General features: G+C 66.8%; 19 protein-coding genes and 1 tRNA gene. 13 read left to right on the top strand and 7 right to left on the bottom strand.

Annotated features, from left to right (window positions below):
• Nucleotides 1-30 precede the first annotated feature (30 nt).
• The 7 genes from ACQ3DC_RS01895 (at nucleotide 31) to ACQ3DC_RS01865 (ending at nucleotide 10,981) form a co-directional block, all read left to right on the top strand.
• Entirely contained in the window at nucleotides 31-1,167 is a 1,137-nt protein-coding gene (locus ACQ3DC_RS01895) for a GuaB3 family IMP dehydrogenase-related protein (protein ID WP_321214022.1), read from the top strand.
• Between the two features lie 75 nt (nucleotides 1,168-1,242).
• Entirely contained in the window at nucleotides 1,243-2,982 is a 1,740-nt protein-coding gene (locus ACQ3DC_RS01890) for a glycerol-3-phosphate dehydrogenase/oxidase (RefSeq protein WP_430751402.1), read from the top strand.
• A 41-nt stretch (nucleotides 2,983-3,023) separates the two neighbouring features.
• Entirely contained in the window at nucleotides 3,024-3,512 is a 489-nt protein-coding gene (locus tag ACQ3DC_RS01885; RefSeq protein ID WP_157241660.1) for a PTS sugar transporter subunit IIA, read from the top strand.
• A gap of 107 nt (nucleotides 3,513-3,619) precedes the next feature.
• Complete coding sequence (locus ACQ3DC_RS01880; RefSeq protein ID WP_430751401.1) at nucleotides 3,620-4,456, top strand: SURF1 family protein; 837 nt, start codon at nucleotides 3,620-3,622, stop codon at nucleotides 4,454-4,456.
• Nucleotides 4,453-5,007: a DUF3817 domain-containing protein gene (locus ACQ3DC_RS01875; protein WP_430751400.1), complete on the top strand. Its 555-nt coding sequence runs from the start codon at nucleotides 4,453-4,455 to the stop codon at nucleotides 5,005-5,007. Before ACQ3DC_RS01880 ends, ACQ3DC_RS01875 begins: the two co-directional genes overlap by 4 nt.
• 90 nt (nucleotides 5,008-5,097) lie before the next feature.
• Nucleotides 5,098-6,693, top strand: a complete 1,596-nt coding sequence (gene guaA, locus ACQ3DC_RS01870) for a glutamine-hydrolyzing GMP synthase (RefSeq protein WP_430751399.1) — start codon at nucleotides 5,098-5,100, stop codon at nucleotides 6,691-6,693.
• A 130-nt stretch (nucleotides 6,694-6,823) separates the two neighbouring features.
• Nucleotides 6,824-10,981 carry a DUF4011 domain-containing protein gene (locus ACQ3DC_RS01865; RefSeq protein ID WP_430751398.1) on the top strand — a complete coding sequence of 1,386 codons (4,158 nt, stop codon included), beginning with the start codon at nucleotides 6,824-6,826 and terminating at the stop codon, nucleotides 10,979-10,981.
• A gap of 85 nt (nucleotides 10,982-11,066) precedes the next feature.
• Here ACQ3DC_RS01865 and cpaB read toward each other — a convergent pair whose 3' ends face one another.
• The 3 genes from cpaB to ACQ3DC_RS01850 all read right to left on the bottom strand — a co-directional run bounded on the left by cpaB (nucleotide 11,067) and on the right by ACQ3DC_RS01850 (nucleotide 12,956).
• Nucleotides 11,067-11,834, bottom strand: coding sequence for a Flp pilus assembly protein CpaB (gene cpaB / locus ACQ3DC_RS01860; protein WP_430751397.1), 768 nt, complete (start codon nucleotides 11,832-11,834; stop codon nucleotides 11,067-11,069).
• 104 nt (nucleotides 11,835-11,938) lie between these two features.
• Complete coding sequence (locus ACQ3DC_RS01855; protein ID WP_430751396.1) at nucleotides 11,939-12,211, bottom strand: FmdB family zinc ribbon protein; 273 nt, start codon at nucleotides 12,209-12,211, stop codon at nucleotides 11,939-11,941.
• A gap of 121 nt (nucleotides 12,212-12,332) precedes the next feature.
• A complete protein-coding gene (locus ACQ3DC_RS01850) occupies nucleotides 12,333-12,956 on the bottom strand; it encodes a 5-formyltetrahydrofolate cyclo-ligase (protein ID WP_430751395.1) in 624 nt (207 codons plus the stop codon).
• A gap of 79 nt (nucleotides 12,957-13,035) precedes the next feature.
• On the opposite strand from ACQ3DC_RS01850, the gene galU reads away from it, so the two are divergent.
• From galU to ACQ3DC_RS01825, 5 genes are all read left to right on the top strand, one after another.
• On the top strand, nucleotides 13,036-13,941 hold the full coding sequence (gene galU / locus ACQ3DC_RS01845) for a UTP--glucose-1-phosphate uridylyltransferase GalU (protein ID WP_421092967.1): 906 nt from the start codon (nucleotides 13,036-13,038) through the stop codon (nucleotides 13,939-13,941).
• A 4-nt stretch (nucleotides 13,942-13,945) separates the two neighbouring features.
• The gene (locus ACQ3DC_RS01840; protein ID WP_157241666.1) at nucleotides 13,946-14,566 is read left to right on the top strand and encodes a GNAT family N-acetyltransferase; all 621 of its coding nucleotides are present in this window, start codon (nucleotides 13,946-13,948) and stop codon (nucleotides 14,564-14,566) included.
• Nucleotides 14,567-14,671: 105 nt separating this feature from the next.
• Complete coding sequence (locus ACQ3DC_RS01835; protein ID WP_430751444.1) at nucleotides 14,672-15,592, top strand: hypothetical protein; 921 nt, start codon at nucleotides 14,672-14,674, stop codon at nucleotides 15,590-15,592.
• Between the two features lie 128 nt (nucleotides 15,593-15,720).
• A tRNA-Ala gene (locus tag ACQ3DC_RS01830) sits at nucleotides 15,721-15,793 on the top strand.
• A 275-nt stretch (nucleotides 15,794-16,068) separates the two neighbouring features.
• Entirely contained in the window at nucleotides 16,069-16,788 is a 720-nt protein-coding gene (locus tag ACQ3DC_RS01825) for a PKD domain-containing protein (protein ID WP_430751394.1), read from the top strand.
• A 26-nt stretch (nucleotides 16,789-16,814) separates the two neighbouring features.
• Here the strand turns inward: ACQ3DC_RS01825 and ACQ3DC_RS01820 are convergent, their stop codons facing one another.
• Genes ACQ3DC_RS01820 through ACQ3DC_RS01805 form a run of 4 tightly spaced genes read right to left on the bottom strand, consistent with a single transcriptional unit; the run spans nucleotide 16,815 to nucleotide 19,312 of the window.
• Nucleotides 16,815-17,339 (bottom strand): hypothetical protein, encoded by a 525-nt coding sequence (locus tag ACQ3DC_RS01820; RefSeq protein WP_430751393.1) that lies wholly within the window; start codon nucleotides 17,337-17,339, stop codon nucleotides 16,815-16,817.
• 3 nt (nucleotides 17,340-17,342) lie between these two features.
• Nucleotides 17,343-18,338 carry a magnesium/cobalt transporter CorA gene (gene corA, locus ACQ3DC_RS01815; protein ID WP_157241670.1) on the bottom strand — a complete coding sequence of 332 codons (996 nt, stop codon included), beginning with the start codon at nucleotides 18,336-18,338 and terminating at the stop codon, nucleotides 17,343-17,345.
• Nucleotides 18,339-18,375: 37 nt separating this feature from the next.
• On the bottom strand, nucleotides 18,376-18,801 hold the full coding sequence (locus tag ACQ3DC_RS01810) for a DUF1761 domain-containing protein (protein WP_157241671.1): 426 nt from the start codon (nucleotides 18,799-18,801) through the stop codon (nucleotides 18,376-18,378).
• Between the two features lie 31 nt (nucleotides 18,802-18,832).
• Complete coding sequence (locus tag ACQ3DC_RS01805; protein WP_157241672.1) at nucleotides 18,833-19,312, bottom strand: Lrp/AsnC family transcriptional regulator; 480 nt, start codon at nucleotides 19,310-19,312, stop codon at nucleotides 18,833-18,835.
• A gap of 172 nt (nucleotides 19,313-19,484) precedes the next feature.
• Here ACQ3DC_RS01805 and ACQ3DC_RS01800 point away from each other — a divergent pair, with 172 nt between their 5' ends.
• Nucleotides 19,485-20,738, top strand: a complete 1,254-nt coding sequence (locus ACQ3DC_RS01800) for an MFS transporter (protein ID WP_430751392.1) — start codon at nucleotides 19,485-19,487, stop codon at nucleotides 20,736-20,738.
• Nucleotides 20,739-20,741: the final 3 nt, after the last annotated feature.

Here is a 20,741-nt window from a genome sequence, read left to right as displayed (position 1 = left end):
CCAGTACCCCGGCTGGGATAACCTAGAGCAGTGACTTACGAGATCGAGATCGGCCGTGGCAAGCGTGGGCGTCGAGCCTACTCCCTGGATGACATTGCAATCGTCCCTAACCGTCGTACCCGCGACCCCAAGGACGTCTCCGTCTCCTGGCAGATCGACGCCTACCAGTTCAGCATGCCGGTGATCGCGGCGCCGATGGATTCAGCCATGTCGCCCCAGACCGCCATTGCCCTGGGCCGGCTCGGCGGCCTCGGCGTGCTTGACCTCGAAGGCCTGTGGACCCGCTACGAGGACCCGCAGCCCATCCTGGACGAGATCGGCGCGCTGGAGGATGAAACCAACAGCCCCGCCGTGACGGGGCGGATGCAGGAGCTGTACAAGGCACCCATCCAGCCTGAACTGATTACGTCCCGCCTGGCCGAGATCCGCGAGGCCGGTGTGACGGTGGCGGGGTCGCTCACCCCGCAGCGCACCCAGGAGCACTACAAGACGGTCGTGGCCGCCGGCGTCGACATCTTCGTCATCCGCGGCACCACCGTATCCGCCGAGCACGTCTCCAAGGACCACGAGCCGCTGAACCTCAAGCAGTTCATCTACGAACTCGACGTCCCCGTCATCGTGGGCGGCGCGGCCGGCTATACGCCCGCCCTGCACCTCATGCGCACCGGCGCGGCCGGTGTCCTGGTGGGCTTTGGCGGCGGTGCCACCACCACCACCCGCCGCGCCCTGGGCATCCACTCGCCCATGGCCTCCGCCATTTCCGACGTCGCCGCCGCACGCCGGGACTACATGGACGAATCCGGCGGACGCTATGTCCACGTGATTGCCGACGGCGGCATGGGCACCTCGGGCGACATCGTCAAGGCGATCGCAATGGGAGCCGACGCCGTGATGCTCGGCAGCGCCCTGGCCCGGGCCGAGGAGGCGCCAGGCAAGGGATGGCACTGGGGGCAGGAAGCCCACCACCTCGAACTTCCCCGCGGCGACCGCGCCAACGTGGGCACTGTAGGCCCGCTGGAGGAAGTGCTGTTCGGGCCGGGCCACCACACCAACGGAACCTCCAACCTCATCGGCGCATTGCGCCGCTCCATGGCGACCACCGGTTACTCGGACCTGAAGGAATTCCAGCGGGTCGACGTCGTGGTTTCCCCTTACGCCGGAAACTGACAGACTCCTGCCCAAGCGTGCCGCAAGCAAGTAGGGTGGTTTTACTACCGGCACGAGAGGCACTGGAGGCGTTCAATGAAGAGATTTCCTGTTAACGGCGGGGCACTCGGCCCGGAAGCCAGGGAAGCATCCATCCAACGGCTGCGTGCAACCTCGGAGCCCGGCCAGGAGCTGGACATCCTCATTGTTGGCGGCGGGATCGTGGGCACAGGAGCCGCGCTGGACGCCGTCACGCGGGGCCTGACGGTGGGCATCGTTGAGGCGAACGACTGGGCGGCAGGCACGTCCTCCAGGTCCTCGAAGCTTATCCATGGCGGCCTCCGCTACCTCGAAATGCTGGATTTCGGCCTGGTGAAGGAGGCCTTGCAGGAGCGGGGGCTGCTGCTCTCGGAACTGGCGCCCCACCTCGCGCGGCCGGTGCCATTCCTGTATCCGCTGACCAAGCCCTTCATCGAGCGGCCCTACGTGGGTGCCGGCATCGCGCTGTATGACGTCATGTCCATCTCCAGCGGGCACAGCAGGGGAGTGCCGTTCCATAAACACCTCACCCGCCGGGGCACCCTGCGTGCCGCCCCCAGCCTCAAGAACGATGCCTTCGTTGGCTCCATCCGGTACTACGACGGCCAGGTGGACGACGCCAAATACTGCGCCAACCTGGTGCGGACCGCCGCCTACTATGGCGCCCACGCCGTCAACCAGATGAAGGTGGTGGATTTCCTCCGCGAGGGTGAACGGGTAGTGGGGGCCAAGGTGGTCAACCATGAGGACGGGACGCAGTTCAACATCCGCGCCAAGCAGGTCATCAATGCCACGGGCGTCTGGACGGACGAAACCCAGGCCATGGTGACCGACCGCGGCCAGCTGAAGGTCAGGGCCTCCAAGGGCATCCACCTGGTGGTTCCGCGGGACCGCTTCCAGTCAACGGTGGGGCTGATCCTGCGCACCGAAAAATCGGTACTGTTCGTGATTCCCTGGGGCCGGCACTGGATCATCGGCACCACGGACACCGACTGGAACCTGGACAAGGCCCACCCGGCCGCCTCCAGCAAGGACATCGACTACATCCTGGAACACGTCAACAAGGTCCTCAAGCGGCCGCTGACCCGGGAGGATGTGGAGGGCGTCTACGCCGGCCTGCGTCCGCTCCTCGCCGGGGAAAACGACTCCACCGCCAAGCTGTCCCGCGAACACGTGGTGGCCCATCCCGTTCCGGGCCTTGTGGTGGTGGCCGGCGGGAAGTGGACCACCTACCGCGTGATGGCCAAGGACGCGGTCGATGAGGCCACCCGCACCATGGACGAGCGCGTTCCGCCCAGCTGCACGGAGACCATCCCGCTGCTGGGCGCAAGCGGCTTCAGGGCGGCCTGGAACCGGCGCAACCGCACCGCGGAGGAATCCGGCGTGCATGTGGCCCGCGTCGAGCACCTGCTGAACCGCTATGGCTCCATGACCGATGAAGTGCTGGCCATCATCGAGGAGAATCCGGCAATGGCTGAGCCGATTCCCGGCGCTGACGACTACCTCCAGGCCGAGGCCGTGTACGCCGCCACCCACGAGGGTGCCCGGCACGTGCACGACGTCCTGACCCGAAGGACCCGGATTTCCATCGAGGCGTGGGACCGCGGCGTGTCCGCCGTGCCGGTTGTCGCTAAACTAATGGGTGACGTTCTTGGCTGGAGTGACGAACAGCGCGAAAACGAGGTCCGGCACTACATCGCACGGGTGGAGGCCGAACGCCTCAGCCAGCAACAGCCGGACGACGAATCCGCAGACGCCGCCCGCCTGGGCGTGGAAGACATCGTGCCCTTGCGCTGAGGGGTCCACGGCAACAGCACTCCTGACCGAAGGGACACGCCTTGGCGGAACCACTTGACCGGTACGATGCCGGGCTCACCACGCCCGAAATGGTGATCCTGGAGCTGGAGGCAACGGACAAGGCTGATGCCGCCACGCAACTCGCCAAGCGGCTGTATGCCGCCGGGCGGATTTCGGACCTGGACGGATTCCTCAAGCATGTGAATGCCCGGGAACACCAGCTGGCCACAGGGCTTCCCGGCGGGATTGGCCTTCCGCACGCCCGCAGCGAGTTTGTTTCCCGCACGTCCATTGCCGTCGGCATCGCCAAGTACGGACATGCCTTGGACTTTGGCGCGGCGGACGGTCCCGCTACCGTGATCCTGCTGATCGCCACCCCCGCGAGTTCCTTCTCGGACCACCTCGAAGTCCTGGCAACCTTGGCCCGGTCGCTGTCCAAGGAGTCGTTCCGGGAGTCGCTGCGCCGGGCTTACGATCCTGAGGTGATTGCGGAGCTCATCAACTCGAGCCTGGTGTTCTTCGATCACTAGGCAGCCCCAGCCAACCACCCGGGCCACCGGGACCGACCGTCCGGTGCGGTTCCTGCCGCCGTCCCGGCGTTTAGTTGTTCTACAGCGGCACGAAGTACGGTTAAGACGTGTGGAAAACAGCCCTTAAGCCCCGATGGATCGCCGGTTTTGTCTTCGCGATCGCCATCTCCGGGGTCTTCGTGCTGCTGAGCCAGTGGCAGTTCGGGCGGTCCACCAGGCCCGAAATCCCCGCCAACCCCGCCACCGAACAGGTCCAGCCCCTCACTGAAACCCTGCAGCCCGGCGAGTTCTTCCACGGAACGGATGCCGACCAGATGGTTTCGGCAGAGGGATCCTATGACCCCGCAAAGCAACTGCTGGTTCCCGGCCGGCTTCACGACGGCAGGCCAGGCTACTGGGTAGTTACCGCCTTTGCCGTCTCCGGCGCACCCACGCTGAGCGGCGTTGCCGCCTCACCCCAGACGTGGATCCCGGTGGCCCGCGGCTGGGTGGCGGACCGCGCGGCTGCTCCAGCGCCGCCGTCGGGCATCCTCCAACTGACGGGGCGGCTCCTGCCGTCCGAGGCGCCCGTGCCGGGAACGGCACCCCGGCCGGGAGAAGCCACCGCGGTTTCCGTGGCTGAGCTGATCAACTACTGGGAGGTCAGCAGCTACCCCGGTTTCGTCGCCGCCACCGCGGAAATAACGGGCGGTGAGGACGTCAGCCCGGCTGCCGTGCCCGGCGAGCTCCTTCCCCTGAACATCGGCCCGCAGCCGCCGGCCCAGCAGATCAACTGGCTCAACCTCTTCTATTCCCTCGAATGGGTGGTCTTCGCCGGCTTTGCCCTCTTCATCTGGTGGCGGCTCGTCAAGGACGACTACCACCGCGACCTCGAGGACAGCCTTGAGGAAGAAGACGAAGACACCCTGCATCCCGAACACAACCAGCAAAAGGTACAGCCATGATCGACCCGAAACCGGCCAACCCCGCCTCTGCCACAGGCAGTAACACAGGCAGTAACACAGGCACCAACACAGGCACCAACCCGGCAGGAAAGTCCGCCGGCAGGAAGCGGCGCTTCGGCGGGACTGAGGCCCAGATCCGCTCTGCCCTGAAGTTCTACAAAGTGCTCGCCTACCTGACCGGCACCATGCTGCTGCTGCTCTGCGCCGAACTGGCCGCCCGGTACGGCTTCGGGCAGTACCTGTTTGCCGGTGGCACCAACGCCGTCACCGGGCAGCCTTTCGGCTTCGGTTTTGCCGATGCGGAGCCTCCGGGTGTGCTGGGAGGCGTCAACCTGTCCGTGGCCGTCCTGATTGTGCACGGCTGGATGTACGTGGTGTACCTGATCTCCAACTTCCGGCTCTGGTCACTGATGCGCTGGCCGTTCCTCAAGCTGGTCCTGCTGGCACTGGGCGGCGTGGTTCCCTTCCTCTCCTTCATCGTGGAAAAGAAGGTCCACGCCGAGGTTGAGGCGGAGCTGGCCGCCAACCCCCAGGCACCCCGGCGCTACTGACCGGCAATGGCCGGGGCTGCCCGCCGGGGAGTCTGCTCCGTCACAGCACCGCTTCTCAAGGTGCGCCGGCGCAACGGCGCAAAGTAGGCTATGACGGTGACTACTCCCACTGCATCCCAGACTTCCCAGAAGCCGGTGCTGGTTGTTGACTACGGTGCCCAGTACGCGCAGCTGATTGCCCGCCGCGTCCGGGAAGCAAACGTGTATTCGGAAGTGGTTCCGCATACTTACACCACCGAGCAGCTCCTGGCCAAGAACCCCGCCGCCATCATCCTGTCCGGCGGCCCCTCCAGCGTTTACGCTGACGGGGCCCCGAGCGTCGGTGCCGACCTCTTCGAGGCCGGGGTCCCGGTCTTCGGCATCTGCTACGGCTTCCAGGCCATGGCGAACGCCCTCGGCGGCAAGGTGGACAAGACCGGGCTGCGCGAGTACGGCTCAACCCAGACCACCATCATCGGTGAAGGCCGCTCGGTCCTGGAAGGCATGCCCCAGCACCAGAACACCTGGATGAGCCACGGCGACTCCGTCCACGAGGCCCCGGAAGGCTTTGAAGTGCTGGCGACGACGGCGGGCGCCGAAGTGGCTGCCTTCGCCAACGAGGAGAAGGGCCTGTTCGGCGTGCAGTGGCACCCCGAGGTAAAGCACTCCGCCTACGGCCAGCAGGTCCTGGAAAACTTCCTCTTCAAGGGTGCCCGGATCGAGCCCAACTGGACCACCGGGAACATCCTCGAGGAGCAGGTGGAGCGGATCCGGAAGCAGATCGGTGATGCGAGGGTCATCTGCGGCCTCTCCGGCGGCGTGGATTCCGCCGTCGCCGCAGCCCTGGTGCAGCGCGCCGTCGGTGACCAGCTGACCTGTGTGTTCGTGGACCACGGACTGCTGCGCGAAGGCGAAGCCGAGCAGGTGGAGCGCGACTTCGTGGCCGCCACCGGCGTGAAGCTGTATGTCGCGAACGAGCAGGAGCGCTTCCTGTCCGCGCTTGCCGGCGTCAGCGATCCCGAAACCAAGCGCAAGATCATTGGCCGCGAGTTCATCCGCGCGTTCGAGGAAGCCGAACTGGCCATCATCGCCGAGGCCGCCGCCCATGGCGAGAAGATCAAGTTCCTGGTCCAGGGAACCCTCTACCCGGACGTCGTCGAAAGCGGCGGTGGCGAGGGCGCAGCGAACATCAAGAGCCACCACAACGTGGGCGGCCTGCCCGAGGACCTGCAGTTCGAGCTCGTCGAACCGCTTCGGGCACTCTTCAAGGACGAAGTCCGCGCCGTGGGTGCACAGCTGGGCCTGCCCCAGGAAATCGTGGGTCGCCAGCCCTTCCCCGGCCCCGGCCTCGGGATCCGGATCGTCGGCGAGGTCACCAAGGAGCGCCTTGACCTGCTGCGCAAGGCCGACGCCATCGCGCGCGCCGAGCTGACCGCCGCGGGCCTGGACAACGAGGTCTGGCAGATGCCCGTGGTGCTGCTGGCTGACGTGCGCAGCGTCGGAGTCATGGGTGACGGCCGCACCTACGGCCACCCCATCGTGCTCCGCCCCGTCTCCTCCGAGGACGCCATGACGGCGGACTGGTCCCGGCTTCCGTACGAACTGCTGGCCAGGATCTCCAACCGCATCACCAACGAGGTGGAAGGCGTCAACCGCGTGTGGCTCGCCGTCACCACCACCCCGCCGTCAACCATCGAGTGGGAGTAGCATCCTGAGTGGCCGGCCTCCGTCAAGGGAGGCCGGCCACTGGTGTTCCGGGGTGAAATCCTCCGGAATTTCGGGGCGCGCAGTGTTGCGGTCTCTCAGTCCCGCCGCCTAAGCGGCTACTCTCGAACCTATGCCCGTATGGTCCAGGACGTCACGTGCAAGCGCAGAAAAGAAGGCAGTAGTGTCAGTTGGTCAAGGCCACCCGGAGGGCTCCGAGGAGCTCCGCAAATGGCTGTCCGGGCTTAAACCCGTCACCGGGGCGGACACAATGCTGCGCTTCACCAAGACTCCCGAAGGTTCCATCGATCTGACACACGCCCACCCGTCCGGGCTGGCCCAGCTCATGGCCGGACGCAAGACGCGGCTGTCCACCCTGATCCGGGACCGCCAGCAGTACGTCGTCGCAGCCAGGGCATCCCGGAACATCAGGTCTAAGATCTTCGAGCTTTCCAATGAGCGCGGCATTGACGCCGGCTACCTCTCCGCAGGCACCGTGGTGTGGACGTCCGCCGTCGGCGGCAAGCCCCAGCGCGTCTCGGCGCCGGTCATGCTCACGGCCATTTCCCTGACCGTCCGGCCGGGGGAGGACGACTACGAACTCCAGCTGACCGAGCAGGCGCACATCAACCCCGCCCTGGTGCGGCACCTGAAGAACATCCACGGCATTGTCTTCGACGTCAACGCCGTCACCCGGCTTGCGTACAGCACGGCCCGCTTCGATCCGCAGCCCGTCCTGGACCGGCTGGGCACGCTGATCAGGCCCATCCACGGCGCAGAAGCCCAGCACAACCTGCTGGTTTCAACCTTCGCGGACCTTTCGGGCAACCTGGATGACCCGTGGATCAACGACTCCAACCCGCTCATCTCCGCGCTGGCCACCGCGGGCGGAGGCGAAATGGTGGACGTCGAGGAGCCGGATCCCTCACGCTTCCCTCCCCTGGACAGCAGGCACCCCCAGGACGAACTGCTCCTGCTGGACGCGGACACGGACCAGCAGTACGTCATAGACGCTGCCCGTGCCGGGGATTCCCTGGTGGTCAGGACCCCGCCGGGCACCGGCCAGACCCAGACCGCCATCAACACCATCGGTGCGTTGGTGGATGCCGGAAAAACCGTCCTGGTGGTGGGGGACCGCCGCGCCAGCCTCAACGAAGTATCCGGCCAGCTGGAGGGCCTGGGCCTGGAGTCCATCCTCTTCCAGCTGTCCGGAAACGTCACCGCCCAGCAGCTGAAAGCCCAGCTGGTCCGGGCCATCGTCCGCAACGAAAAGTCGCTTGAACCCCAGCTGGGAAATCTCCACAACACCCTCACGGAGCACCGCCACGCCCTGATGGACCACGTGGCGTCGCTCCACAACGTCAGGCAGCGGTGGGGCTGCTCCCCGTACCAGGCCATGCAGTCGCTGGCGGAGCTCACCTCCATCCACCCTGCCCCGGCCACCACCGTCCGGCTGAAGCGGAGCGTCCTGGACAGCATCCGGGACCGTGACGAGCTTGCAGGCAGGCTCCGCCGGGCAGCTGAGCTGGGCAGCTTCAGCAAGGCCTCCACCACCAGCCCGTGGCATGGCGCCCGCCTGCTGACGCGCAAAGAGACCGAGGAAGCGCAGGAACTGGTCCGCTCCGTGGAGAAGAGCCTGCCTGCGCTGCGCGACCGCATGGAGGCGGTTGCCGAGCACGCGGAAATCCGGCTGGGTGCCTCCTTTGCGGAGTGGGGCGAGCAGCTTGAGCTCCTGGTGGCGGTGCGGGGCAGCCTGGACAAGTTCACCCCGGACATCTTCGACCGCCCGGTCACGGACCTCATTTCCGCCACCGCGCCCTCGGCCTGGCGCAAGGAGCGCGGCATTGAGATGACCTCCATGCAGCGTTCAAGGCTGCGCAGGGTCGCGAAGGAGTACGTACGGCCCGGGGTCCACATTGCCGACCTGCACACCTCCCTGCTGCTGGTGCAGGAGCAGCGGGCGCTGTGGGCAGGCTATGCGACCACGCAGCGGCATCCCGCCGTGCCGTCCGGGCTCGCCGAGATGAACGCGATGTACCGTTCGCTGGACGGCGACCTGGCCCGCCTGGGTGAGGCCCTGCGGCACACGGAGGCCGGCGGTTCCTTGGCTGCCGTGCGCTACGAAGAGCTCATGGAGCGCCTTGGACGGCTGGTGGCGGATACCGACACACTGAAGACACTGCCCGAGCGCACCCTGCTGGTTGAGAACATGCGCGAGCACGGGCTCGGTGAGCTCCTCGCCGACCTCGCCGAGCGCGAGGTTCCCGCAGGCTCCGTGGGGGCCGAACTTGAGCTGGCATGGTGGCAGTCCGCCCTTGAAGCGATGATCAGCGGCGACGACTATCTGGCCATGTCCGACGGCGACGCGCTGCGGAAGCTGGAGGCCGAGTACCGCCTTGCGGACAACGCCCACATTGCCAGCGGCGCCGCCCGCCTCCGCTGGGACCTCGCCGAGCGGTGGCGCGGCGCCATCGCCGCGCACCCCCGCCAAGCGGATCTCCTCCGGAGCCTGCTCAAGGATGGCAGGGTGTCGCTGCCGTCGCTGACGGCGCAGGCGCCTGAACTGATCGGAACCCTGGTGCCGGTCTGGTCCGTGAGCCCCTATCTCATGACCGGCCTGCTGCCGGCGGAACAGCGCTTTGACGCGGTGGTCATCCTGGACGCCGAGGCGACGTCGCTCCAGGCGGTGCTGCCGTCCATCGCCCGCGCCAGGCAGGTCATTGCCTTCGGCGACTCCCGCATCGCCAGCCCCCGCACGTTTACTGTCGGCGTCGAGCGCCTGGCGCCTGGCGAATCGGCGCACCAGCGCGTGGAGAGCGCCTTTGGTGCCTTGTCCAGGGTACTTCCGGTGTGGCGGCTCAACTTCGTCTACCGGGCGGTGGACGAGGACCTCGTGCTGCAGCTGAGCAAGAACTTTTACGACGGCGGCCTCCGCCGGCTCCCGGAGGGTCAGTCCGCCACGGGACTGGACCGGTCGCTGCTGGTGGAGTACCTGCCGGACGGCACCGGCTTGCCCAGTGCAGACCATGAGGGCGTGGAATCCGTGGTGGCGGAAGTCAACCGCGTGGTCCAGCTGGTCTTCGAGCACGCCCGGCTGCGCCCGCGTACGTCGCTGGCCGTGGTCACGGCAAGCCTCCGCCATGCGGCCAGGATCGGGGAATCCATCCGGCTCCAGCTGCCCAACTACCCGGCCCTGGCGGGCTTCTTCGGAGCCGGCCCCGAATCGTTCCGCGTTGTCGATCTTGAACGGGCCCAAGGGCTGGTGCGCGACCATGTCATCTTCTCGCCCGGCTTTGGCCGCACACCGCACGGGCGGGCCCTGCACAACTTCGGGCCCCTCTCCGCCGAGGGCGGCCGGGAGAAGTTCGCACTGGCCATGACCCGCGCCCGCAGGTCGATGCACGTTCTCACCTGCTTCCGGCCCGAGGACCTGGACCACACCAGGCTGACGCACGGCGCCGTGGACCTCTACTCGCTCCTTGACCGTGAAATTGCGGGAAACACGGACCTCGGAACTCCGGCCTCGCGGGCCGCGGCCAGCGAGCAGGCCCTTGGGGCCGATCCTCTGGTGGCTGACCTTGGAGACCGCCTGCGCGCCCGGGGCGCCCGGGTGTGGCACCAGTATGACGGCGCCATCGACGTGGTGGCTGCCGCAGATCCGCTGAGCACCATGGGCCAGGAGGACGCCGACCTCCCCTGGCCTGTGGCGATTGAATCGGATGGCACCGAACAGTACCGCGCCCTGAGCGTCCGGGAGCGGAGCCGGCTGCGCCCCCAGCTGCTGGAGCGCCTCGGCTGGCGCTACATGCCGCTGTGGACCATCGAGGTGTTCACGGATCCGTCCGCCTGCGCCGACCGCATCGCAGGATACCTCGGCCTCGAAAAGAACGCGCTCTCCGGGCGGACGTCCACATCCATCGCCTTCCTGGACGACGACGTGGACCAGGCGCTCAACGGAATCGATGCCGTGTCCCGGCGCGCGGCATCGGACCATGAACCAGCACAGGCCGAACGCCTGGACAGCAAGGAGGCGGGTGCCATGGCCCCGGACCACGAGAAGAACGACTCTTCGGACACCGAGCCGTCCGTCGCCGCCGGACCTGCAGCCGGGCAGGACCAGGAGGGCGGCCCCGTTCCCGGCAGCGCATCCACCTCAGGCACGGCCGCCCTGCCTGGCACGTCTGCCTTGCCCAACAAGGCGGCGGAAGACGAAGCCCGGGGCTGGGGCGACCGCGAAGACGACGACCACGATGCGTGGCTGAAGGAACAGAAACCCCCGCACTGGGGCTGAGGCAGGATCGCAGCCGGGGCAGGAGCCTGCGGCCGTGGAGGTTGGCGCTGTGGCTCCGCGCCGGCCCGGACCATCGCTCGCAGGGCTACGGCCCCACCAGGACGAAGAACAGCTTTCCCTGCGTGGAGGCGCCGGCGAGCCGAACCGCCTGTTCCGGATTGGCGGCCACCACTATGAGTCCGTCCGTCTCCGTCGTGCCCAGCCACTGGCCGCCTTGCCCGCCCTGACCGGAAGTCCACAACACCGGAACCCCTGAAGCCAGGACCTCCGGTGGCTCCTGCTGGTCGTAGCCGCCGGCTGCCGTTAGCACCACGTTCACGAGCTGCCCTGGGGAGACGAGCTGGATGGACGATGGATCCGCCATGCGAAGGGGAACAGCCGCTGACCCTGGGGGAGTGCCGGCGAGCAGCCCCGGACCAAGCAGCTGGGCATCCGTGAGCAGTTGTCCCTTGCGCAGCGGTGCCGCGAGTTGTTTCCCGGCCGCCTCGCCCGGTCCGTTGAGGAATCCGTCGCCCAGCATGCCCGGCGGTACCTGGACAGAGGCGAGGTCCGCAGCCGCCATGGCTGTGCCGGCGGGAAGGTCGCGGGCTGCGGCGAGCGCAGGCACCGTGTAGACCGGTGCCGGCGTAAGTTGCTGGACGGTGATGGCGGCTGCGGCGCAAAGGAGAAGCGCGGCGGCCAGCCGCCTGTTGCGGCTCAGCCAGGAGGCAAAGCGGGCCGGCGGGCGGCGGCGTGCGTTGTGGCCGGCGGCGCGGCTCCCGCCGTGGGCGCCACTGCGCCGTAAAGCCCCGGGGAGCCCAGGTCCGTGCGACGCGCTTGATACAACCCGGTGTTGCTGTCCGTGTGCAGGCATGTGCCCACGCTAAAGCCGCGCATGGCGGCCGCGGCAGGGGCGCCGGCAGCTATGTGGACAACGCAGTCAGCTGCCAGGCAGCAGCCTGGACCGCGGAACGTGGATCAGCTGGCGGCAGCAGCCGGAGCCGGAGCAGCTGGTGCGGCCGCAGGCGTTGCCGCCGGCGCAGCGGGAGCGGCAGAAGCCGTGCTGCCCTTGGCATCCCGGGAGTCCGTGCGGTAGAAGCCGGAACCCTTGAAGACAACGCCCACGCTGTTGAACTTCTTGCGCAGGGTACCCTGGCACTCAGGGCACGACGACAGAGAGCTGTCCGAGAACGACTGGACGATGTCAAAGGCATGGCCGCAATCCTTGCAGGCGTACGCATACGTTGGCACTGGTGCTCCTCCTCTTGGGCAAACGAGAGGTCCCGGACTGCCTCTGGATTATGGATGTCCATTAGCAGTCGCAGGGCCTGAGTGCTAATTCTACCATCCTCGTACGCGGGGACTTCCCCGGTCAGGCGGCGTCCGCCAGCCTCCGGAACCCGGAGGGAAGCACGACGCCAGGCACCGGCCGGTCGAATGCCTCCACCGGAATCCTGCCGGCAGGCAGCAGTTCCCCGTCGTAGATCACCGCGGCCAGCGGAATATGCTTCCCGGCTGATTCGAGGTGGCCCAGGAACTTGTCGTAGTAACCTCCGCCCTGGCCTACCCTGCTGCCCGCGAGGTCAATCGCGGTGGCAGGGATAAAGAGGGCGGCAGCTTCCCCGGCCACCTCAATTTCGTGCCGTGTCCCCACGGGCTCCAGGATGGGGGCATACCTGCTCTTGACCAGATCGACGCCCGGCGCCCAGAAGACCCACTTCAGCTCCCGCCCCGGCTCGCAGACGGGAAGCAGGACTTTGTGGCCGGCGTCGTGGAGGGCCGCGATCAGCGGCAGCGTGGGCGGTTCCGCCCCGACTCCGAGGTAGGCGCAGACCGTCGCTGCCTTCCCCCGGGTTACCGAATCTGCCCACGCTGCCCCGTGCTTCGCCAAGGCTTCCCCGGCATCCTGCCGCTCCTGGAGCGTAAGCAAAGCACGACGGCGGCGATGGGCAGCACGTATCTCGTCCTTGGCCGCCTTTGAATCCTCAAGCGTCATGTGTTTCCTCCGTAGCTGCCGCATGGCGTCGGCCATCCCCTGATTACTGAATGCTTGACGCTGACGTTAGATTAGTCCGGTGACTACCAGTAATCCGAGAGTACGCAAAGCCGTCATTCCTGCCGCCGGACTTGGCACCAGGTTCCTGCCGGCAACCAAGGCGATGCCCAAGGAAATGCTTCCCGTTGTGGACAAGCCTGCCATCCAGTACGTGGTTGAGGAAGCCGTGAACGTCGGCCTCAACGATGTCCTGATGATCACCGGGCGGAACAAGCGGGCGCTGGAAGACCACTTCGATCGTGTGCCGTCCCTGGAGTCCGCCCTTGAAGGCAAGGGGGATATCGAGAAGCTGGCGTCCATCCAGGCTGCGAGCAACCTGGGTGACATCCACTACGTCCGGCAGGGGGACCCGCACGGACTGGGCCATGCCGTACTCCGCGCGAAGCAGCACGTTGGCGACGAAGCCTTCGCCGTGCTGCTGGGCGATGACCTGATCGATGCCCGGGACGAACTGCTCAGCACCATGATTGATGTCCAAGCCAAAACCGGTGGTTCCGTCGTCGCGCTGATCGAAGTGGAACCCTCGCAGATCAGCGCCTACGGCTGCGCTGACATCGAACCGATCGACGGCGAATCATACGTGCGGGTCAACCGGCTCGTGGAGAAGCCGAGCCCGGAGGAAGCGCCCTCCAACCTGGCGCTGATTGGCCGTTACGTACTCCATCCGGCCGTCTTCGACGTCCTTGAGCGCACCGGGCCGGGACGGGGCGGCGAAATCCAGCTGACAGACGCCCTCCAGGAACTGGCCACCGGTGACGGCGAAGGGCACGGTGTCTACGGCGTCGTGTTCCGGGGGCGGCGTTACGACACCGGGGACAAGCTCAGCTACCTCAAGGCCTGCGTCCAGCTGGCCATTGACAGCGAGGACCTCGGCCCCGGCCTGCGGGAATGGCTGCCCGGCTTCACCGCCGGCCTGTCCAAGTAGCGCCATGCGCCCTGGTCCCATCTGGCCCGTGACCCTGGAATGCGGGGATCTGGTCCTGCGGCCCATCCGGTACCGGGACAAGAAGGAATGGACGGAAGTCAGGTCCCGCAACAGCCAGTGGCTGGCGCCGTGGGAAGCATCCAACCCGGATCCATCCGGCGGCCTGCCGGACTACCGGCAGATGGTCCGGTCATTGAAGGCGCAGGCGGCCCAGGCAACGGCTTTGCCCTTCCTCATCACCGAGAGGCGGCCCGGCAGCGTCAAGCCGCCCATTGTTGGCCAGCTGACCGTATCGTCGATCGTTTGGGGCTCGGCCATGATGGCAACCCTCGGCTACTGGGTGGATCAGGCCTGTGCGGGCCGCGGCATCGCGCCCACCGCCGTCGCCATGGTGACGGACCATTGCTTCAAGACCTTGGGCCTGCACCGGATGGAGATCAACATCAGGCCAGAGAACGGACCCAGCCTCCGGGTGGTGGAGAAACTCGGGTTCCGGGACGAAGGCTACCGGCCGCGCTACCTCCACATCAACGGTGAATGGGCCGACCACCGCTCGTTTGCCTTGACGTCTGAAGAGGTCCCGGAGGGACTACTTAGGCCGTGGCTTGCCTCACACCGGTCATAAATCCAGTGAATTGCCGTCTGCGCCACGACACACCGCAGCTAATGCTGCCGCAGCGGGCCGGATGCTCATACGGTTTTGAGTGTGGACTTCCCCCTTAGCAGCTCAGTGATCCTTGTGGTTGCCGTTGTGCTCTGGATTGTGTGGGTTGCGCCCTACGTCCTCCGGAACCGCAGGCACCAGTTCCAGCCCGCCGGCGATTTCCTGGCAGACGCCGCAGCCGATGAAACACCGGAATCGCCAGCCGTTTTGGTTATGAACGTTGCCGCCCAGCAGGAGAAAGCCATGGACACCAGGAAGAGCGCCGGACCCGGGACCGCTGCTGCCGGCACGCCGGCCGGGGCCAAGTTCCGCATACGCTATGGCCGGATGGCACTCGCCCTCATCGGGCTGCTGTCGTTGGCCACCGCATTCGTTTCCGGAGTGCTCCTCCTCTTCGGGCTGGGCGCTCCGGTCCTTCCGTTGGCGTGCCTCGGACTTACCGCCGGATCCGTGGTCCTCCTGCGTTGGCTGGCTGTCCGGGACAGGAGAGCCAAGGTCAACGCAGCCTTCCGGTCCGCGATGACCGCGCCGCCCCGGCAGTCCAAGGCTGCCGGGAATGTCCCGCCGAGGCCTGAAGCAGCGCCGGCCAGGCCGGACAACCCGCTTTTCGACGCCGAGGCGCACCAGCCAAAGGCAAAGCCGCTGACCGCAGTGGAACTGCGCGAGGCTGCACTTGCGGTCGCGGTCGCCGCGGGGGATCCGAGCGCCGCAGCAGCCGGTGCCGCGGGCGCTGCACCGGCGTCTGCCACGTGGGAGCCCGTAGAGGTCCCCAAGCCCGTTTATGTTGAGGCAGCGAAGGCCGCGCGCCCTGACCCCGAGCCCCTGGAGCTCCCCGAATCGCCCAAGGCTGTTGGCAAGCCGTCCCTGAAGCAAGGTGCGGCCGCCGCGCCGCCGGCGGGTACTGCTGCCGCGGACGGGCCCCAGCTTTCCAAGGCGCAGAGCGCCCTCAGCAATCTCGACGACGTCCTGCAGCGCCGCCGCGCCTGACCCGGGTAGTACGGACAGGCCACCCGCGCGGTTCCCGTGAGCCGGGGTCGGCATGGCGGTTTGGCTTCTTCACGGAAAATTTGTAGCCTAGGGTCACCGGTGCCGCACCTGCAGGGGCGGATGGTTCCGGGGCTATAGCTCAGTTGGTAGAGCGCTTCGTTCGCATCGAAGAGGTCAGGGGTTCGAATCCCCTTAGCTCCACCGTTTGAAGGAGTTTCCTGGCTATCGTGCTGTTTCGATAGGCACTTTCTTGCTCAACCTGGACCTGGGACACGACGTCGAACGCCTGGTCAAGGCTGGAGCACGCCACGCCTTGGGCGCCTGGCTGTAGGCACAGACTTTATTGCGGCAATCTTGTTGCCGCCCCGTAGCGCAACCGGCCATTATCTGGGCATGCTTCTTCCTGAAGGAAAAGATCAATGGGGAGATCGATGAACAGGAACGCAGCAGTTCTGGCGGCCAGTGGGCTAGCGCTCATGCTCAGCGCCTGTGCCGAGGGCCCCGGTGCCCTGTACGGACCGGAGGTAACCCCGGCAGCCCCTCCTCCGGCCCCTGCAGCCACCGCCTCCCCCCAGGCCAGCCCGCCGACCGGCCAGGGCGGGGACTCTCCGCTGCAGGTCACCGTCATCCCGCTGGGCAAGAACAACGGCGTCGAGGCCAGGTTTCCTATCAACGGCTACTACGCCGCACCAGGCATGGAGATCACCTTCGACGCCTCCGGGTCCGTCGGTGCGATCAGCAAGTACGAGTGGGACTTCGACGGCGACGGCACTTACGATGCGACGACCACCGGGCCGGCCTACAAGCACACCTATGAGGATGAATTCGAGGGAGAACTGGCGCTGCGGGTCTCGAACCCGATCGGCAGCACCCACGTCCTCCGGGTCCCCGTTCACGTCAGCACGAAGCCGTTCCATCAGCAACTGGCCCCGCCGGGAAATGTCCAGGCCGAGGCCCTGACCACGGTGAATGGAATCAGCACAATCAAGGTCACCTGGGAGTCCGATGACCCGGCCGCAGACTCCTGGGCTGTCGCGATCAACGGCATGCCGGTCGGCCGGATCGAAAAGACGGCACGCTCCGTCACGGTCACAGACATCCAAAGGGACGAGGACGTGAGCGTCGAAATCTTCGGCCTGACCGCGGGCATGGAGGTCGGGCGGCGCGCTGGCACCACGCTGCCGGCGGCAAAGTAGCAGGCTCCGGCAGGGAGTTCCCCTGCCTAACTCCCTGAAACGCCCTCAACGGCGATGGCCTCGTCCGATTCAACCCTCCCAAGGCCCGCCAGGAGCCGGTCGATGCCGGCAAGGGAGGCACGCAGCCGGGCGTCCGCGGCGCCAGAGGCGGCGGCCGCCCAGTCCATGGGCCCGGTGCCGACAACAAAAAGCGTCGCATTCCTGGCCGCGAGGACGGCAAGAACGGCGGCGAACTGCTCCCAGGCCTCAGCCCGGGACCCTGCGTCCGCAGGTTCCGGTGCTGGCACGCCGTCAATAACGCACAGCTCCGGACCGGCCGCCAGGACGGAGTAGTCCTCCGCCGACGTGCCCGGCGCGCAGAGTTCGTCAAAGCTGATCCACAGCAGGTCAGGCTCCAGGGCCTTGGCATCGAACGTACGGGAACCGGATGGGAGAGCCCGGTGCCGGTCGGGCTGCGGATGGAACAGGCCGTAGGCAGCCAACTGGCGGCTGCTGCCGGGAACAATAATGCGGCCTTCCCGGAGGGCTGGAGGCTGTGACGGCGATTCCATGCCTTACAGCCAGCCCTTCTTCTTGAAGATGCCGTACATAAGGGCCGCCGTCCCGATCATCAGTCCGATCGCCATCGGGTATCCCAGCTCCCAGTGGAGCTCGGGCATGTGGTCGAAATTCATGCCATAGATCCCGGCCACGAAGGACGGTGCGAAGAGGATCGCAGCCCAGGAGGATATCTTCTTCACCTGTTCGTTCTGCTCGGCGCTGGCCTCGTTCTGCCGGTTGGCGGTGAGGGTGCCGTCCAGGGTCAGGGCGTTCTGCAGCAGGTCGCGGAAGGAGTCGGCCCGGGAGATGACCCGTTCCACGTGGTCCTCCACGTCACGCAGGCTGTGCCGGAGATCGGTCTCCACGTCGTACTTTTCAAAGCCCTGCTTGAGCTGGCGCATGATGTCCGGCAGGGGATGGATGGCCCGCTGGAACTGAATGACTTCACGGGCAAGCTCGTAGATGCGCCGGGATACGGCGGTGTCACCGCTGAAAAGCTGGTCTTCAATTTCGTCGATGTCGTTTTCAAGTCCGGCAACCACGGGCCCGTAGTCATCCACAACCCGGTCGAGCAGGGCGTAAAGCACGGCCTCGGGGCCGTGCCGGAGCAGGTCGGGCCGGCCTTCGAGGCGCTGCCTCACCTGTGCCACGCCGGCCGTCTCAGCGTGACGGACCGTGACCACGAAGTTCTTCCCCGTGAAGATGTGCAGCTCGCCGAATTCAACCGTTTCAGTCGCGTCCAGGTACCGTGCAGGCCGGAGGACAGTGAACAGGTTGTCTTCGTAGCGCTCGATTTTCGGGCGCTGGTGGGCCGAGATGGCGTCCTCCACCGCAAGTGCGTGCAGGCCGAATTCAGCGGCAACGGCAGCCATTTCCTGCTCGGTGGGCCGGTAGAGGCCGATCCAGGCCATTCCTCCATGCCGGGCCAGTGTCTCGAAGGTCTGTTCCAGGTTTTCGGGCTCCACGTGGCGGACCCCGTTGACGTAGACGGCGTTGTCAATGATGGTCATGGGCGCCGGTCTTCCGCCGCGAGGACAGCGGCCACCATCACGACATTCCTCCGATGATGGCGCCGGCCACCGTCATGGCCACGATGTCATGGCCGGAGTCGATCAGCGTGACGGCTGCCGGGCGCCCGGCGAAGCCGTTGTGGATGACGTGGCCGCCTGCCCTGAAGACGAGTCCCGCAACCAAGGCGAAAAAGCCGCCCGCCACGGCACTGTCCAGTCCGAGCCTGGTGATCAGGACAGCGAGCAGGACCGCCGTCAGGGCCGCGGCCGCCATCATCGGGACCCAGATGCCTGCCCCGCCGCTGATGTTCTTGAGATCGTCCTCCGTCTTGCCGATGGCGGCCATCCACCGGTTGCCCAGGACCGAGGGCATGTACCAGACAAAGCCGATGGCCATGGTTGCGACGAAGGCCAGCAGCACGGCGAGCCAGTTGATCTGTGAAACGTACGAGAGCCAGTCCATTCTGGAAATCCTAGCCGCCCGGGCGCGGACGTCAGGTGTTCGACGCCTTAGCCAGGCCGCTGATCAGCGGCTCGGTGCGGTAGGGGATATGGGTATGCAGGGCCAGTACGGTTTCGGTCCGGATCACGCCCTTGATCCTCAGGACCTGCCTCAGGGAGGACTGGAGGTTGTGGGTGTCCGTGGCTGCCACCCGGCACCAGACGTCGCCGCGTCCGGAGATTTCATGAACTTCCAGTACCTGCGGGATCAGTCGGAGTGCGGCCACCACGCCGTCCAGCTCCCGGTGCGAGACCTCGATCGTCACGAAGGCCACAACGTCATAGCCCACAGCCTCCAGGTCCACCTCGCGGCCGCCCGGCCTCAGTACTCCTGCCCGGATGAGGCGGCGCAGCCGCGTCTGGGCCGTGTTGCGGGCGATGCCCAGGGACTCGCTGAGTTCACCGACCTGGATCCGAGGGTCCCGGATGAGGGCCAGCAGGATCTTCAGGTCGGTGGCATCCAGATTGTTCATATTGTCATTCTGCATCACATGGCCGGGAAGATTTTGACGTTCTTGCGCAATAGGTCCGTAGATCTCCGAGCAATGGAGCAGAAGTACCGCATTCTTGTGCCATCGGATATCCATCCCGCGCCGGGCTCCCACAAGGTCCACCTGCCGCGGTAGAACCAAAAGGCGGCGCCACATGACGGTCTTCAGCGAACTCCGGATGCGTCCTGCCCCGGCTGCTGCCAGGACGGGTTGGGATGCGTCCACCACGGCGCGCCTGGTGATGGCCGGCGCTGTCATTTTCGTCCTGCTGGTGGGCGCCAACCTCGCGACGCCGCTGTATCCGCTCCTGCAGGCGGAACTCGGGCTGTCCACGCTGGGCGTGACCGCCGCGTTTGCCAGCTATGTCCTGTCCCTGGTGGCCACGCTCATGCTGGCCGGGCACTGGTCGGACCACATCGGGCGCCGGGCTGCGCTCATCCTCGCGGTCGTCATCGGGCTGGCAGGCGGCTGGCTCTTTGCCGAGGCACAGACGCTCGCTGCCCTGTGCGCCGGGCGGGCGCTGCAGGGCGCAGCCGTTGCGCTGGCAACCGGGGCCAGTGCCGCAGCCCTCCGCGAGCTCCTCCCGACCCGTCCCGAGTGGGCATCCCGATTCACCTTGCTGGCGTCGTCCGGCGGAGTGGCGGCCGGACCGGTGATCGGCGGACTGCTGTCCCTCCTCCCTGGCCCGACCAGCGCACCCTACTACGTCCATTCGCTGGTCCTGGCCGGCCTCCTGGTGCCGCTGTACCTGCTTCATGCCCGCCCGGCGATCAATCCTCCGGCCTCCGCCAGGCCGCTGCAGGCACTGGCACCCCGCCGCCCTTCCGTATCGCGGGAGGCGAGGGGCGCCTTCTGGCTCGCTGCCGGCGTCGGCTTCCTCAGCTTCGCTGTCTTCGGCTTCTGCCTGTCGCTTGCACCCGGCTACTTTGCCCAGGTCCTGGCCACAGACTCCCGCCCCCTGGTCGGCGTGCTGGCCGGCCTGGCCCTGGGGTCCTCGGCGCTGAGCCAGCTGCTGACCCTTCGGGGCCGCTACGTGGTTCCGGCGGGGCTTGGCGTCCTGGGGGTTTCCGTGCTTCTCCTGGGGGCGGCGGGAGCCTGGGGGAATCCGCTGCTGCTCGTGGCAGCCGCCCTTGCGGCCGGGGTAGGGCAGGGCATCGCCTTCCGCACTGTCTTCAACGAGGTGGCGGCCAAGGTGGAGGCATCACGGCACGCCCAGATCGTCAGCACCGTCTATGTCATCACGTACCTGGGAAGCGCTGTGCCGGTCCTTGGCCTGGGCTGGGCCTCCGGCGTGGTCGGTGTGCCGGCCGCCATAGCGGGTTTCGTTCTGTTGTGCGGCGCGGCGGCGCTAATCCTCTCCGCCGTGACTTTCCGCCTCGCGGTCATCGGCCGCGGGGGTGCAGCTTAGTCC

It is taken from the genome of Paenarthrobacter sp. NEAU-H11 (genome assembly GCF_050573415.1).
In the GTDB taxonomy this organism is placed as follows: Bacteria; Actinomycetota; Actinomycetes; order Actinomycetales; family Micrococcaceae; genus Arthrobacter.
This window is presented reverse-complemented; position numbering and strand designations above follow the sequence as displayed.